Below are 14,629 nucleotides of genomic sequence, written 5' to 3'. Positions count from 1 at the left end.
GGGGTGTACCGGTTCCTGCTGACCCCTCGATGGGTGGCGCTGCACGTCGTCGTGCTGCTCGTCATCCCGGCGTTCGTCCTGCTCGGCAGATGGCAGTTCGGGCGGTTCGAGGAGAAGTCGGCCAGCAGCGACCTGGTCACCGCCAACCTGTCGGCCGACCCGGTGCCGCTCGACTTCGCCAGGCCCGTCACCGACCGGGACCGTTACCGAGCGGTCACCGTGTCCGGCTCCTACGACGCCGCCCACGAGCTGCTGGTGCGACGGCGCCCGCAGAACGGGCAGACCGGCTTCTACGTGCTCACCCCCCTCGTCGTGGGCGACGGCCGGGCCGTGCTGGTCAACCGCGGCTGGGTCAAGGCGGGGGCCACGGCCGACACGCCCCCCGAGGTCCCTCCCGCGCCCACCGGCCCGGTGCAGGTCACCGGCCGCCTGCGGCTGAGCGAGACCGAGGAGTCCACCGGCATCCGGGACAGGCAGGGCCTGCCGCAGGGCCAGATCCTGCTCATCGACGTCCCATCCCTCCAAAAGCGCCTGCCGTACCGGCTCTTCGGCGGCTACGTGGAGCTGACCGCGCAGCAACCGCCGTCCTCACCCGCCCCCGAGCCGGTCCCACCGCCGGACGTGAGCTCCGGAGGCGGGCTCAACTTCGCGTACGGCGTGCAGTGGTGGCTGTTCATCGCCGTGGCGATCGGCGGCTGGCTGATGCTGATCCGCCGCGAGGTCGCCGACCGCAGGGCCGCTGCGGCCTCCCAGGATCCCTCCCCTGTCGGGTCGGGCGACTGAAGCCGTGTCCACGGGGTAGCGTGCGCCCCGGGCTCGCGCCCTCGCAGCACCCTCCCTTTTGCGGCGCGAGCCCACACGGGTGACCTACGGCGCCCAGCCCTCACGCGAGGGGCGCGGCCCGGCCTGGACTGAGGAGCGGTGAGGGCGCCCAAGCGCCCTCACCGCGACGAGGGAAGGCCGGGCCGCGCCCCTCGCACGGAGCGCCGAAGGCGCGACCAGTCAACACAGCTTGTTCCATGAGTCACGGGCGTCGTACGGTTACCTGCGTGACTACGGCGCTGCTCCCCGACCCCGGACGAAGGCGGCGCGACTATGTGATCATTTCCGCTGACGATCACCTGATCGAGCCGCCCGACCTGTTCCAAGGCCGGCTGCCGGAGAAGTTCGCCGAGGCCGCGCCCAAAGTCGTCGAGACCGACGCGGGTCACCAGGTCTGGCGGTACGGCGGAGCCACCTACCCGTGCGCCGCGATCGACGTGGGCGCCGGCCTGCCGCGCGAGCAACGCACGCTGGAGCCCGTCCGGTTCGAGCAGATGCGCCCCGGCTGCTACGACATCGAGGCCAGGATCGCCGACATGGACCTGGCCGGCATCTGGGCCGCGCTCTGCTTCCCCGGCATGCTGGCCGGCCAGGCCGGCATGCCGTTCGCCAGGACCCGCGACCAGGAGCTGGGCCTGGCCCTGGTCAGGGCGTGGAACGACTGGCACATCGACGTGTGGGCCGGCACCTACCCCGAGCGCATCATCGCCCTGCAGCTGCCCTGGCTGCCCGACCCCGAGATCGCGGCCAAGGAGGTCAGGGCCAACGCGGCCAGGGGGTTCAAGGCCGTGGTGTTCCCCGAGTTCCCCACGCGGCTGCGGCTGCCGTCGATCCACACCCGCCACTGGGACCCGTTCTTCGCCGCGTGCGAGGAGACCGGCACCGTGGTGTGCCTCCACACCGGCGCGTCCTCCTGGTCGCCCGTCCCCTCGCCGGACACGCCCATCGAGGCGATCACCACGATGATCCCGGCCGGCGCCATGTACGCCTGCGCCGACTGGCTGTGGTCGGGGATCCCGCTGCGCTTCCCCGCGCTGCGGATCCTCATCGTCGAGGGCGGCGTCGGCTGGGTGCCGATGCTGGCCGAGCGGGCCGACTACGCGCTGGACCACCCGGTGGCGGGCGAGTCGTCCTGGGAGGGCGGGCTCAAGCCGAGCGAGGTGCTGCGGCGCAACTTCTTCTTCGGCACGCTGGACGACCACGCGCTGGCAGGAGTACGGCTGGCGGTCGGCCTGGACCACGTCCTGCAGGAGGCCGGCTACCCCCACTCCGACTCCACCTGGCCCGACACGCAGCAGGCCGTGCAGCGCAACCTCGGTCACCTGCCGCCGGTCGACCTGGCCAGGGTGGCCTACGGCAACGCCGCCCGCCTGTTCGGCCACCCGTTGCCCTCGCGCGCCTGGCTCAGGATGGAGGAGCTTTGAGACGCCTGCGCTCCCGCTCGACGTAGTCGCCGCTCTGCCCGAGCAGCGAGCCCATCAGCCACAGGAACACGCCGAAGTCGTCGACCACGCCTAACCCGAGCAGGAACTCGGGGACGGCGTCGACCGGTGAGATCAGGTAGAGCACGCCGGCGGCCATCATCGCCAGCCTGCCCTTGCCGAGCTCGGGATACCGGCCGCTCAGGGCGGCGCCTATCATGCGGGGGATCGCCCGTAACCGGGTCATGAGGCCTGGCGTGCCCGGCCTGGTCACGTCCCGGTACGTGCGCCACGCCGCCGTGGCCCGCGTCGCCTTGCGCATGGGAGCACCTCCTCACCCGACAACGCAGTGCCCCGCGGGCCGGTTCCCTAACGCAGGAAGGCTCCGGCGGCCTCGATCTGGGCGGCGATCCTGATCAGCAGGTCCTCCCGGCCCGCCGCGGCCACCAGTTGCACGCCCACGGGCAGCCCGTCGGCCGTGCGGTGCAGCGGCAGCGAGATCGCCGGCTGCCCGGTGGCGTTGAACGGCGAGGTGAAGCTCACGGCGTGGGCCGTGCGGCCGAACGCCACGCTCAGGTCGTCGGGCGGGATCCAGCCGAGCGGGAAGGGCGCGACGCCGAGGGAGGGGCACAGCAGCAGGTCGAACCCCGACGCCCACCAGGCCGCGAGCCGCCGGCGGAAGCGGTCGATCCACTGGGCGGCCAGCAAGTGCTCGACCGCGCCGCGTGCGCGTCCCGCCTTGGCCATGGCCTGGTTGCGCGGCTCGAGCTCCTCCAGCTCCACGGGCTTGCCGCGCAGCGCGCCGACGTTCTCCACCTCGGTGGCGACGTTGTCGGCCACGATCGCCCCGAAGTGCCGCGGGAAGTCGGGGTCGGCCAGGGCGTCGGGGTGGGCGGGCGCCACGTCGTGCCCCAGGCCCTCCAGCAGCGCCGCCGCCCGCGTGACGGCCGTGACGAGTTCGGGCTCCTCCGGCACGTCCTCGCGCGGGTGCGCGGCCACGAAGCCGACGCGCAGCCTTCCGGGGTCCGCGCCGACCTCGTGCAGGAGCGGCCCGGGCAGCGCGGGCGCGTCGTAGGGGTCGCCCGGCTCGAAGCCGGCGATCAGGTCGAGCGCCGCGGCGGTGTCGCGGACCGTGCGGGTCACGAACCCCGGGCAGGACAAGCCGTTCCATCCCTCTCCCGCGGCCGGGCCGAAGCTGGAGCGCCCTCGGGTGGGCTTGAGCCCCACCAGCCCGCACAGGCTCGCCGGAATGCGGATCGAACCGCCGCCGTCGCTGGCCGTGGCGACCGCGGCCATCCCGGCCGCCACGGCGGCGGCCGAGCCGCCGCTGGAGCCGCCCGCCGAGTAGCGGTGGTCGTAGGGGTTGCGGGTGGGTCCGTACGCCACCGGCTCTGTGGTGATCGTCGTGCCGAACTCGGGGGTGTTGGTACGGCCCAGCACCACGAACCCGGCCTCCCGGAGCCTGGCCACGCCGTACCCGTCCGCGCCGATCCGCACCCCGTCCATCGTGCGCGAGCCGGCGTTGTACGGCTCGCCGGCCTGGGGCCAGCCGAGGTCCTTCAGCAGGATCGGCACGCCGCGGAAGGGCGCCTCCGCGGGGATCCCGTCCACCTCGTCCAGCGCGCGCTCGAACCGGCGGTGGATCACGGCGTTGATCGCGACGTCGGCTCGCTCGATCCTGGCGATGGCCGCCTCGACCAGCTCGCGTGCGGAGACGTGGCCCTGCCGTACGGCGAGCGCCTGGGCGACGGCGTCCTGCTCGAGCAGTTCCTCCATGCGGTCCTCCTCGTCAGGGGGCCAGGTCGCGCACGGCCTGGTCGATGGGGGTCTCCTCGCTCGGGATGAGCGCGATGACCGGCGTGTCGAGCCCGTTGTCCACATATTTCCGGATGCGTGCCTTGCAGGCGGCGGCGTCGCCGTACACGATCAGCTCGTCCACCACCTCGTCCGGCAGCGCCTTGAGCGCGGCCTGCCGGTCGCCCGCCGCCCACGCCTCGTGCATGGGGCGCAGCAGCTCGCCGCGGCCCAGCCAGGCGTGGAAGGCCGCGTACACCGGCACGTTGAGGTAGGTGGCCAGCATCCAGCGGGCCATCTCGCGGACCTTGTCGACGTCCTGGCTGACGCAGACGAACAGGCGGGCGATCAGCTCGGTGTCCTGGCCGATCTCCGCGCGGACCTTCCGCACGTCCTCGGGCGAGAGCCAGTTCGTGATCGCGCCGTCGGCCTCCTCGGCGGCCAGGTGCAGCATGCGCGGGCGCAGCGCGGCCAGCACGATCTTCGGCGGCGTCTTCGGCGCCCGCTCCAGCTTGAAGCCCTTGACCTCGAAGGTCTCGTAACGCTCGGTGACCTTCTCGCCCGCCAGGGCCTTTCTCAGGAAGCGCAGGGTGTCGCGGGTGCGGGCGAAGGGCCGGTCGAAGCGGCCGGCGTTCCAGTTCTCGACGATGGCGGGGGAGGAGGAGCCGATGCCCAGCACGAACCGGCCGGGGGCGAGATCGGCCAGCGTGGCGGCGGACATGGCCAGCAGGCCGGGACCGCGCGTGGAGACCGGCACGATGGCGGTGCCCAGCCGCAGCCCAGGTGCCCAGTCGGCGGCCAGGGCCAGCGGGGTGAAGCCGTCGACGCCGTTGACCTCGGCGGACCAGGCGTCGGTGTAGCCGAGCGCGGACAGCTCGGCTATCAGCGGTTTCGCGTCGGCCAGCGAGCGGTCGTAGAACGGGATGGTCATGCCCCAGGCCATGTGCCAACCTCCAGAGTCGGGGTCCGTGGGTGCACCATACCAAGCGGTATGTCGGCCTGCTCGCTCAGGCACGCAGTTCCTGCACCGCCGCGATGAAGTCCTTGGTGATGCCACGCAGGCCGGGCAGGTGCGACAGGCCCACGAGCCGGTCGACCATGGCGACGGACACCTCGATGAGCCGGTAGGTCTTCACGCACCCCGGCGAGGTGTCGTGCACCCAGAACAGCACGATGCCCATCGACAGCAGCCACAGCAGCTCGGGCAGCTCCCGGCGCAGCTCGGGGTCCATCCGGTCGCGCGAGCCCGCCACCACCTCCCGGTAGATCGAGATGGCCGCCTCCCGCTGCGGCGAGGACTCCCGGCTGAACGGGCTGAGCGGGTTGTCCGGCTCGGCCGCGTGCTTGAAGAACTTCACCGCGAAGGCGTGGTACGGCTCCGACACCTTCACCCACGCCTTCAGCACGCCCTCCAGCCTGGCCGCGAACTTCGTCTCGGTGGCCAGCAGGTCGCGACAGGCCTCCTCGTGCTCCTTCTGGGCACGGTCGTAGTACGCCTGGATGAGCGCTTCCTTGGACGCGAAGTAGTAGTAGGCGTTGCCCACCGACACGCCGGCCTCCGCGGCGATGGCCCGCATCGTGGTCGCCTCGTATCCGCGCTCCCGGAACAGGCGCAGGGCCGTTTCGACGATCACCTCACGGGTGTTCCCTCGAGGTTGAGGCACGTTCGTCACTTTACGTGACACGTGGCCGCAAAGTCATGGAAGGCAACGGTGATCGGCACCACACGGCAAAGATGCTCGTGTGGCAGGGATGAATTGCCGTGAACGGTGGGATTGATGCTTCTGGCGGAAGGGCTGTCCGCGAGAAGGCAACGACATGTGGATACGGCTCTTTGGAGTCGCGCTCCTAGGCGTGGTTATCTCCATAAACGCAATGGATACGGCAGCCTTGGCCGCACCCGCATCCCACCTGGATCCGGTACGGCAGGCGTCACCTCCGGTCGCCCGGACCTACGACTTCGGCGGCGTCTTCGAGGTGCCGACGTGGTACGGGGCCAGGGCGGACATCGCTCAGCGGCCGCCGAGACAGGCGCGGAAGCGGCGGGCGCCGGACCTGCCGGCGCGGGTCTCCCACCGGCACGCGATGCGCACCCTGGCCTCGGCGGGGCTGCGGTGGCACTCCTCCGGCCGCTGCGCCGACCGGCGGGTGAGCTCGTGCACGTCGCTGGAGAACGTGCGGTCGAGGACGCTCGAAGAGATCGTCAAGCTGAAGCAGGACAGCGGGTGCCCGATCACGGTGACGGGCGGGACCGAGGCGGGACACGCGCCGGGGTTCTTCAGCCACGCACGGGGCTACAAGCTGGACATCGCACACAACCCGTGCATCGACGCCTACATCATGGACAGGCATCGGCAGGTCGGGGCCCGCACGGACGGGGCGCGGCTGTACCGGGCGCCCGGGGGAACGGTGTTCGCGAACGAGTCCGACCATTGGGACATCCTGTTCCGCTGACCGTTCCTCGCGAGGCTGACCGCTCCCCGCCGGACGGATGCCGGAGGGATGCCGGACGGAAGCCGGACGGAATGGGCCGGCGGCGAGCCGGCCCATTCCGCCACAGAGTCCTACGCGACTCCTACGCGAGTCCTACACGGGGCCTACGCGAACCTCAGAGCTCGGCGGCCACCAGCTCGGCGATCTCCGCCGCGTTCAGCGCCGCGCCCTTGCGCAGGTTGTCCCCGCACACGAACATGTCGAGCGTGTTCGGGAAGTCCATCGCCTGCCGGATGCGCCCGATGTAGGTCGGGTCGGTGCCGACGACGTCCGCCGGGGTCGGCCAGACGCCGTTGGCCGGGTCGTCCATGAGCACGACGGTCGGCGCCGCCTCGAGGACGCGGTGCGCGTCGGCCACGGTGATCTCCCGCTCGAAACGCGCGTGGACCGCCAGCGAGTGCGTGGTCACCACGGGCACCCGCACGCAGGTGGCCGAGACCTTGAGGTCGGGAATGCCGAGGATCTTGCGCGACTCGTTGCGCAGCTTCATCTCCTCCGACGCCCAGCCGCCGTCCTTGTACGACCCCGCCCAGGGGATGACGTTGAACGCGATGGGCGCCGGGAACGGCGACTCGCCGTCGAGCTTGTTGGCCAGCGCCTTGCGCACGTCGCCCGCGGCCTGCCCGATCGTCCGGTCTCCGGCGAGCGCCGCCACCTCGTCGTACAGCCGCGCCGGCCCGGCGACGCCCGCCCCGGACACCGCCTGGTAGGAGGCGACCACGAGCTCGCGCAGGCCGTACTCGCGGTGCAGCGCGCCGATGCCGGCCATCATCGACAGGGTGGTGCAGTTGGGCGTGGAGATGATGTTGCGCGGCCGGTTGCGCGCGTCGTGCGGGTTGACCTCCGGCACGACCAGCGGGACGTCGGGGTCCATGCGGAAGGTGCCGGACTTGTCGATGACGATCGCGCCACGCTCGGCGGCCAGCGGCACCCACTGCGCGGACACCTCGTCGGGCACGTCGAAGATCGCGATGTCGACGCCGTCGAAGACCTCGGGGGCCAGCGCCTGCACCACGACGTCCTCGCCGCGCACCCGGAGCACCTTGCCGGCGCTGCGCGGGGAGGCCACGAGGCGGATCTCGCCCCAGATGTCCTCGCGGGAGGAGATGATCTCGCGCATCACGGTGCCCACCGCACCGGTCGCGCCTACAAGAGCGAGAGTGGGACGGCTCATCGTCCGGTGCCTCCGTACACGACTGCTTCGACCTGGTCGGCATCGAGGTCGAAGGCCTTGTGAGCGGCGGCCACCGCCGCGTCCACGTCGCCCTGAGCCACGATGACCGAGATGCGGATCTCCGAGGTGGAGATCATCTCGATGTTGACGCCCGCGTTGGCGAGCGCGGAGAAGAACGTCGCGGTGACTCCGGGGTGCGAGCGCATGCCGGCGCCGATCAGCGAGACCTTGCCGATCTGGTCGTCGTACTGCAGCGACTCGAACCCGACCGCCTCCTGGATCTTCTTCAGCGCCGCCAGCGCGGTGTGGCTGTCGGCCGTGGGCAGCGTGAAGGAGATGTCGGTGCGACCCGTCGCGGCGGCCGAGACGTTCTGCACGATCATGTCGATGTTGATCTCGGCGTCGGCCAGCGTTTTGAAGATCGCGGCAGCCTCTCCGACCTTGTCGGGCACCCCGACAACGGTGATCTTGGCCTCGCTCCGGTCGTGTGCGACACCGGAGATGATCGGCTGCTCCATCTCGCTTCCTTCGTTGTAAGGGTCGGCCACGACCCACGTGCCTTCTTTGGTGCTGAACGAGCTGCGCACGTGGATCGGCAGGTTGAACCTGCGCGCGTACTCCACGCAGCGCAGGTGCAGGATTTTCGCGCCGCACGCGGCCATCTCGAGCGTCTCCTCGTAGGAGATCTTCGGGATGCGCCGGGCGGTCGGCACGATGCGGGGGTCGGCGGTGAAGATGCCGTCGACGTCGGTGTAGATCTCGCAGACGTCGGCGCCCAGGGCGGCGGCCAGCGCGACGGCCGTGGTGTCGGAGCCGCCGCGGCCGAGCGTGGTGATGTCCTTGGTGTCCTGCGACACGCCCTGGAACCCGGCCACGATCGCGATCTGCCCGTTGTCGAGCGCCTCGCGGATGCGGCTCGGCGTCACGTCGATGATGCGCGCCTTGCCGTGCGTGGAGTCGGTGATCACGCCGGCCTGCGAGCCGGTGAACGAGCGCGCCTCGCTGCCCAGGTTCGCGATCGCCATCGCGAGCAACGCCATGGAGATCCGCTCGCCCGCGGTCAGGAGCATGTCGAGCTCGCGGCCCGGAGGCAGCGGCGAGACCTGCTCGGCCAGCTCGAGCAGCTCGTCGGTCGTGTCGCCCATCGCGGAGACGATCACGACCACGTCGTTGCCGGCCTTTTTCGTCGCGACGATCCGCTGCGCGACCCGCTTGATGCAGGCCGCGTCGGCGACGGACGAACCACCGTACTTTTGCACAACGAGCGCCACGAGAATCTCCCGGTTCGGACTGTGAAGAGCCAGTCTACCGACGGCGTCTCATGCACCCGCTGGTGTAGACCACTATGTGGACACCGGTGGAGACCTACGTGGACAGCGCCTCCTCGGCGACGTCCAGCCGGGAGTGCGCGGCCAGGGCCTGCAGCGCGCGCATCGCGGCGCCCGCGTGGTTGCCCCAGGTGTTGAAGTAGCTGTACTGCCACCACCACAGCGCCTCCAGCGGGCGCCCGGCGCGGAAGTGCCGCAGCCCGTGGATCAGGTCCGCCGCGACGGCGGTGAGGTCGTCGGACAGGCGGTACGGCGTGACCGTCGTGTCCTTGTAGGGGTCGAACACCTCGGCGTAGTCGTCGACCGGTCCCAGCCGCGCCGCCAGGGCGGTGCGCACCTCGTCGAGATCGGGATCCGGCCCTATCGGCGGCTCCAGGTTCTCCGACAGGATGACGTCCTTGCTCGCGCCGAGCTTGGCGCCCGCCAGGCTGACCTGCGCCACCTCCACCAGCAGCAACGACCAGATCGCGTCGCCGCCCTCGCCGCAGGCGACCCGGGTCAGGCCGTCGACGAAGTCCTGCGCGTGCGCGGCCGTCTCCTCCGCGAGAGCACTCCACTGGTCAGACATCCAGCAGCCTCCGTCCTTCGAACGCGCGGCCAAGTGTGACCTCGTCAGCGTATTCGAGGTCGCCCCCGACCGGCAGCCCGCTGGCCAGTCGGGTGACTTTGACGCCCATGGGCTTGATGAGCCGGGCGAGATACGTCGCCGTCGCCTCGCCCTCGAGGTTGGGGTCGGTGGCCAGGATGAGCTCGGTCACGCGCCCGTCGGCCAGCCGGGTCATGAGCTCCCTGATGCGCAGGTCGTCGGGGCCCACCCCGTCGATCGGGCTGATCGCGCCGCCCAGCACGTGGTAGGTGCCGCGGAACTCGCGCGTCTTCTCGATCGCGACGACGTCCTTGGGCTCCTCGACCACGCAGATGACGTGGGTGTCGCGCCGCGGGTCGCGGCAGATGCGGCACTCCTCGTCGGAGGCCACGTTCCCGCAGGTACGGCAGAAGCGGACCTTCTCCTTGACCTCCAGCAGCGCGTGCGCGAGCCGTTTGACGTCGGCCGGGTCGGCGGCCAGCAGGTGGAAGGCGATCCGCTGCGCGCTCTTGGGACCGACGCCGGGCAGCTGGCCGAGCTCGTCGATCAGGTTCTGGACGACCCCCTCGTACATGGCTCAGAACCCCGGCAGCTGGCCGCCCAGGCCGCCGCCCAGTCCCTGCGCGAGCGGGCCGAGCTTCTCCTGCTGCAGCTCGCCCGCGGCGCGGACGGCGTCGCGCACCGCCGCGATCACGAGGTCGGCTATGGTCTCCGCGGTCTCCTGCGGATCGCTCGCGTCGATCACGCTCGGGTCGATCTTCAGCTCGAGCAGCTCCCCGGAGCCGTTGACGACGGCCGTGACGAGTCCGCCCCCCGAGGAGCCCTCGACCTGCGCGTCGTTCAGTTCCTGCTGGGCGTTCACGAGCTGCTGCTGCATGAGCTGCGCCTGCTCCAGCAGCTGCTGCAGGTTGACATCCCCTGGGTTCACCGGTGTGCGCTCCTCGTGGCTGACGCATTGTCCAACTGCCACGAGCCTACGGTGTTTGGGCGCCGTGGTGCACTGCCACGCCCTGTTGTCTGGCCGACGCCGGAGAGCCGTGCGGGGAAACGGGCCGTGCCGGTGGGCCGGGTCCCGGCCCCCCTCCAGCGTCCGGAACCCGGCCGACGCGCGCCGGCCGGAGCGACCGCACCGTCCCGGCGCGACGACACGACGCTAGCCGTACCCACGTTGCACACACGTTGCACGCGAACAATCACATTCAGCAATCCCCGAATCGGTTGCACGGGCGGCGGCGGGGGCGGATGCTCGGTACCGGACAGTGACAAGGAGTGCCCGATGAGTGACGCCGGCCTTGATGCGTACTCTCGCCGCCTTCGCCAGGCACACGACACCGGCGTGCTGCAACCCGGGCCTCGCGCGGAGATCACCGAGTCGTGGCGGCGCTCCGTCCAGGCGGGCGTCGACGTGGAGAGCAGGGCGGCGCCGCTGGTGTTCGAGCTGGACGTCATCGCGGACGTGCGCCGCTCCCATCCGCTGGACCCGGTGCTGCCCATGCTCACCCAGGCGCTCAGGCGGGTGGCCGACGAGAGCGCGCACATCATGATCGTGGCGGACGAGGCGGGACGGATCCTGTGGCGCGACGGCCACCGCGCCACCCTCCGCGCCGCCGACCGCGTCGGGCTGGCCGACGGGCACATGTGGAGCGAGTCCTGCGTCGGCACCAACGGCCTGGGCAGCGCGCTGGCCACGCGCAAGCCGTTCCACGTGTACTCGGAGGAGCACCTCATGCGCGTGCTGCACATCTGGTCGTGCAGCGGCGCGCCCATCGTCGACCCCGACACCGACGCCGTGATCGGCTGCATCGACCTCAGCGCCACCTCGCGCACGCTGCCGCCGTCCAGCGTGGCGCTGGTCGGGATGGCGGCCAGGCTGGCCGAGGCCGAGCTGGCCCTGCGCATGCACAGGCGGGACGAACGGCTGCGCGCCCACTACGACGCGCTGCCAGGCAGGCCGGGCGTGCTCGTCAGCGCGTCCGGCCGGATCGTCGCGGGCGACTCCCCGGGGCTGCTCGGCCGCCGCCTCTCCCCTCCCGGACCCGCCGGGTACGCCACGCTGCCCGACGGCCGGATGGGGTTACTGGAACCCTTCCACGGCGGATACCTGCTGCACGTCCCGCGCGTCGCCGAGCGCCAGGTGCTGCGGCTGGCGTTCCTGGGGGACGGACCGCCTTCCGCGTACCTCGGCGACCGGGCGATCCCGCTGACCCTGCGCCACGCCGAGATCCTGGCCCTGCTCGCCCTCCACCCGCACGGCCTGACCGCCGAGCAGTTGTCCTTCCTGCTGTACGGCGACGCCGGCAACCCGGCCACCATCCGGGCCGAGATCCACAGGCTCCGAGCGCAGCTCGGGGGCATGGTCGGGGCCAAGCCGTACCGCCTGGCCGCGCCGGTGGACGCCGACTTCCTCACCGTCAAGCGGCTCGTCGCGGCGGGCGACGCGGCAGCCGCGGCACGGGCCTACGGCGGGCCGTTGCTGCCCCGGTCGGAGTCGCCCGAGATCCGGCGCGAGCGTGAGGAGCTGGAGGCTCAGGTGCGGACGTGCCTTCTGCGTCACGGGTCCGCGGATGATTTGTGGGGCTATGCGCAGACGGTGAACGGGCGGGAGGACTTCCAGGTTCTGGAGCGGCTGTCGAGAAGCCTGCCGCCGACCGACCACCGTGCGGTCACCGCCCGCGCCCGCCTCACGTCGGCTTGACCCCAACGGGGCGCGCTCGCCCACCCCGACGCGAAGCGGCGGCGGGATGGCCGGCCGGGTCGCCGAGGCGGCCGAGGCGTCAGGTGTGGTCGATCTCGCCGATCACCTGGGCGCCGAGCTCGCGGCGCAGCAATTCCATGCCGCTCACCTCGTCGACGTCCGCGTCCGCGTCGTTCAACGGGTCGACGTCGTCCTCGACCCCCTTGCCCGGGACGGCGTCGGGCCAGGCCGGGGAGCCGCCCTGGCGTGGGGACGGGGTGCGCGGGCCGGTCTGGGCCGCGGCCTGGGCGGCCGAGCGGGCGGCGGCGATCCCCGGGCCGGCGGCCGAGGAGCGGGGAGCGGGCGGGGGGCCGGGAGCGGGGTCGTCGGGCTCGTCCGGCCACGACTCGTCGGTCGTCGGTACGGCCCGGCCCGGGGAAGGCTCCGAGGGAGCGGCGGTGGCGGGCTGGCTCTGGGGCGGCTCGGCCGGGCGCTGCGGCGGGGCCGGGCGGGGCGGCGGCGGGGGCTGGGGGGCACGCTGCGGAGCCGGTGAGCCGCCGACCACCGCCTCGACCCGCCAGGTGCCGCCGAGCACCTCGCCCAGGACCGAGGCGACCAGCGCGTCCTTGCCGCCGCCGGTGAAGTTCTTCATCGCCCCGACCTGGCTGAACCCGAGCGTGACGATGTTGCCCTCGACCCCGACGACCTGGGCGTTGGTGTTGACGTTCGCCCAGACGACGATGCTGCGCGCCTTGAGCGCCGCCAGGATCGCGGGCCATTGCTGCTGGACGGCCGCGAGGCTGCCGCCACCGCCGCCCGACGGAGGGGTGGACGGGGCTGCCGGGGCGGGCGCGGAGGCGGGGGCCGGTGAGGACGACGCCGGCCGTACCGGCTGGGGCCAGTCGTCGGCCTGTCCGCCGCGAGTGGCCTCGGACGGGCCCGGCTCGGCGGCGGGGGACGAGGCGGGGGCCGTAGGAGCAGACCCGGCGGGCGTGGGTCCAGCGGGTGTGGCCGCGGAGGACACCGCGCCGCCCGCCGCAGGGGCGGTGTCGCCTGCCGTACCGGCACCGGCACCGGCGACCGCAGGAGAACCGCCGGCCGTACCGGCGCCAGGCGCCGGAAGGGAGCCGCCGGGTGCGGGTGCCGTGGCGCGGGCGGCGACCTGGGCCACCACGCCGCCGCGCTCCAGTCGCTCCAGGCGCGCCAGCAGCGCCTCCTCCCCCTGCGAGGCGCCCGGCAGCAGCACCCGCGCGCACATCAGCTCCAGCAACAGCCGCGGCGAGGTCGCGCCACGCATCTCGGTCAGCCCGGCGTTGAAGATCTCCGCCGCTCGGGTGAGCTCGGCGGGACCCATCGACGAGGCCTGGGCCACCAGCCGCTCCAGCTCGTCGGCGGGCCGGTCGAGCAGGCCGCTGGCGGCGGCGTCGGGGACGTTGGCGAGGATGACCAGGTCGCGGAGGCGTTCGAGGAGGTCGGTGGCGAAGCGGCGCGGGTCGTGGCCGCCGTCGATGACCCGGTTGACGGTCTGGAAGACCGCCGCGCCGTCGCGGGCGGCGAAGGCGTTGACGATCTCGTCGAGCAGGCCGCCGTCGGTGTAGCCGAGCAGGGAGACGGCCCGGGCGTAGGTGATCCCGGCCTCGTCGGCCCCGGCGAGGAGCTGGTCGAGGATGGACAGCGAGTCGCGGGCGGAACCGGCGCCGGCCCGCACGACCAGGGGCAGGGCGGCGGGCTCGAAGGGGACGTTCTCGGCGGTCAGGATCTCTTCCAGCAGCGCGCGCAGCGTGGCGGGCGGCATCAGCCGGAACGGGTAGTGGTGGGTGCGCGACTTGATGGTGCCGATGACCTTTTCCGGCTCGGTCGTCGCGAAGATGAACTTCAGGTGCGGCGGCGGCTCCTCGACGAGCTTGAGCAGCGCGTTGAAACCCTCGCGGGTCACCATGTGCGCCTCGTCGATGATGTAGATCTTGTAGCGCGCCGACACCGGGGCGAAGAACGCCCGTTCGCGTAGGTCACGCGCGTCGTCGACGCCACCGTGGGAGGCGGCGTCGATCTCGATCACGTCGAGGTGGCCGGGCCCCGTGGGGGCGAGCGCCACGCACGACTCGCACTCGCCGCAGGGATCGGGCGTGGGGCCCTTCTCGCAGTTCAGGGAGCGGGCGAGGATGCGCGCGCTGGAGGTCTTGCCGCAGCCGCGGGGTCCGCTGAAGAGATAGGCGTGGTTGATGCGGCCCGTGCGCAACGCCTGCCGGAGCGGCTCGGTGACGTGCTCCTGACCCTTGACCTCGGCGAAGGTCCCGGGTCGGTACTTGCGGTAAAGCGCAAGGCTCATGCGACCAT

Annotated in this window: 14 protein-coding genes; 4 read left to right on the top strand and 10 right to left on the bottom strand. The window is 72.0% G+C overall.

Annotated elements, in window-relative coordinates; translation table 11 throughout:
• The first annotated feature begins 3 nt into the window (after positions 1-3).
• Both BSB02_RS00730 and BSB02_RS00725 read left to right on the top strand, forming a co-directional pair.
• Positions 4-783, top strand: a complete 780-nt coding sequence (locus tag BSB02_RS00730) for an SURF1 family cytochrome oxidase biogenesis protein (protein WP_084955502.1) — start codon at positions 4-6, stop codon at positions 781-783.
• A gap of 266 nt (positions 784-1,049) precedes the next feature.
• Positions 1,050-2,246: an amidohydrolase family protein gene (locus BSB02_RS00725; protein WP_240506081.1), complete on the top strand. Its 1,197-nt coding sequence runs from the start codon at positions 1,050-1,052 to the stop codon at positions 2,244-2,246.
• Here BSB02_RS00725 and BSB02_RS00720 read toward each other — a convergent pair.
• The 4 genes from BSB02_RS00720 to BSB02_RS00705 form a co-directional block, all read right to left on the bottom strand.
• Positions 2,227-2,565 carry a YkvA family protein gene (locus BSB02_RS00720; RefSeq protein ID WP_084955498.1) on the bottom strand — a complete coding sequence of 113 codons (339 nt, stop codon included), beginning with the start codon at positions 2,563-2,565 and terminating at the stop codon, positions 2,227-2,229. The two genes, BSB02_RS00725 and BSB02_RS00720, sit on opposite strands and share 20 nt — an antisense overlap.
• Before the next feature lie 47 nt (positions 2,566-2,612).
• Positions 2,613-4,019, bottom strand: a complete 1,407-nt coding sequence (locus BSB02_RS00715) for an amidase (RefSeq protein WP_084955496.1) — start codon at positions 4,017-4,019, stop codon at positions 2,613-2,615.
• Between the two features lie 13 nt (positions 4,020-4,032).
• Positions 4,033-4,980, bottom strand: coding sequence for an LLM class F420-dependent oxidoreductase (locus BSB02_RS00710; protein ID WP_084955494.1), 948 nt, complete (start codon positions 4,978-4,980; stop codon positions 4,033-4,035).
• Positions 4,981-5,044: 64 nt separating this feature from the next.
• Positions 5,045-5,671 carry a TetR family transcriptional regulator gene (locus BSB02_RS00705; RefSeq protein WP_240506080.1) on the bottom strand — a complete coding sequence of 209 codons (627 nt, stop codon included), beginning with the start codon at positions 5,669-5,671 and terminating at the stop codon, positions 5,045-5,047.
• A gap of 256 nt (positions 5,672-5,927) precedes the next feature.
• Here BSB02_RS00705 and BSB02_RS00700 point away from each other — a divergent pair, with 256 nt between their 5' ends.
• Positions 5,928-6,491: a hypothetical protein gene (locus BSB02_RS00700; RefSeq protein ID WP_084955491.1), complete on the top strand. Its 564-nt coding sequence runs from the start codon at positions 5,928-5,930 to the stop codon at positions 6,489-6,491.
• A 154-nt stretch (positions 6,492-6,645) separates the two neighbouring features.
• Here the strand turns inward: BSB02_RS00700 and BSB02_RS00695 are convergent, their stop codons facing one another.
• The 5 genes from BSB02_RS00695 to BSB02_RS00675 all read right to left on the bottom strand — a co-directional run bounded on the left by BSB02_RS00695 (position 6,646) and on the right by BSB02_RS00675 (position 10,546).
• Positions 6,646-7,704 carry an aspartate-semialdehyde dehydrogenase gene (locus tag BSB02_RS00695; RefSeq protein WP_084955489.1) on the bottom strand — a complete coding sequence of 353 codons (1,059 nt, stop codon included), beginning with the start codon at positions 7,702-7,704 and terminating at the stop codon, positions 6,646-6,648.
• A complete protein-coding gene (locus tag BSB02_RS00690; RefSeq protein WP_084955487.1) occupies positions 7,701-8,975 on the bottom strand; it encodes an aspartate kinase in 1,275 nt (424 codons plus the stop codon). Before BSB02_RS00690 ends, BSB02_RS00695 begins: the two co-directional genes overlap by 4 nt.
• Positions 8,976-9,069: 94 nt before the next feature.
• A complete protein-coding gene (locus tag BSB02_RS00685) occupies positions 9,070-9,600 on the bottom strand; it encodes a DUF5063 domain-containing protein (protein WP_084955485.1) in 531 nt (176 codons plus the stop codon).
• Positions 9,593-10,192, bottom strand: a complete 600-nt coding sequence (gene recR / locus BSB02_RS00680) for a recombination mediator RecR (RefSeq protein WP_084955483.1) — start codon at positions 10,190-10,192, stop codon at positions 9,593-9,595. Before recR ends, BSB02_RS00685 begins: the two co-directional genes overlap by 8 nt.
• Positions 10,193-10,195: 3 nt before the next feature.
• Positions 10,196-10,546: a YbaB/EbfC family nucleoid-associated protein gene (locus BSB02_RS00675; RefSeq protein WP_084955480.1), complete on the bottom strand. Its 351-nt coding sequence runs from the start codon at positions 10,544-10,546 to the stop codon at positions 10,196-10,198.
• Positions 10,547-10,894: 348 nt separating this feature from the next.
• On the opposite strand from BSB02_RS00675, the gene BSB02_RS00670 reads away from it, so the two are divergent.
• Positions 10,895-12,313 carry a helix-turn-helix domain-containing protein gene (locus tag BSB02_RS00670; RefSeq protein WP_084955478.1) on the top strand — a complete coding sequence of 473 codons (1,419 nt, stop codon included), beginning with the start codon at positions 10,895-10,897 and terminating at the stop codon, positions 12,311-12,313.
• Between the two features lie 79 nt (positions 12,314-12,392).
• Here BSB02_RS00670 and BSB02_RS00665 read toward each other — a convergent pair whose 3' ends face one another.
• On the bottom strand, positions 12,393-14,621 hold the full coding sequence (locus BSB02_RS00665) for a DNA polymerase III subunit gamma and tau (RefSeq protein WP_084955476.1): 2,229 nt from the start codon (positions 14,619-14,621) through the stop codon (positions 12,393-12,395).
• Between the last annotated feature and the right edge of the window lie 8 nt (positions 14,622-14,629).

Origin of the sequence: Thermoactinospora rubra, from assembly GCF_002093975.1 — a bacterium.
Taxonomy (GTDB): domain Bacteria; phylum Actinomycetota; class Actinomycetes; order Streptosporangiales; family Streptosporangiaceae; genus Nonomuraea; species Nonomuraea rubra_A.
Note: the sequence above shows the minus strand (reverse complement) of the source record. Positions and strands in the feature narration are given on the sequence as shown.

Bases quoted from the DNA above. Each gene is read 5' to 3' on its own strand.
- BSB02_RS00720 (WP_084955498.1), bottom strand. From the start codon at position 2,565: ATGCGCAAGGCGACGCGGGCCACGGCGGCGTGGCGCACGTACCGGGAC.
- BSB02_RS00715 (WP_084955496.1), bottom strand. From the start codon at position 4,019: ATGGAGGAACTGCTCGAGCAGGACGCCGTCGCCCAGGCGCTCGCCGTA.
- BSB02_RS00710 (WP_084955494.1), bottom strand. From the start codon at position 4,980: ATGGCCTGGGGCATGACCATCCCGTTCTACGACCGCTCGCTGGCCGAC.
- BSB02_RS00695 (WP_084955489.1), bottom strand. From the start codon at position 7,704: ATGAGCCGTCCCACTCTCGCTCTTGTAGGCGCGACCGGTGCGGTGGGC.
- BSB02_RS00685 (WP_084955485.1), bottom strand. From the start codon at position 9,600: ATGTCTGACCAGTGGAGTGCTCTCGCGGAGGAGACGGCCGCGCACGCG.
- recR (WP_084955483.1), bottom strand. From the start codon at position 10,192: ATGTACGAGGGGGTCGTCCAGAACCTGATCGACGAGCTCGGCCAGCTG.
- BSB02_RS00670 (WP_084955478.1), top strand. From the start codon at position 10,895: ATGAGTGACGCCGGCCTTGATGCGTACTCTCGCCGCCTTCGCCAGGCA.
- BSB02_RS00665 (WP_084955476.1), bottom strand. From the start codon at position 14,621: ATGAGCCTTGCGCTTTACCGCAAGTACCGACCCGGGACCTTCGCCGAG.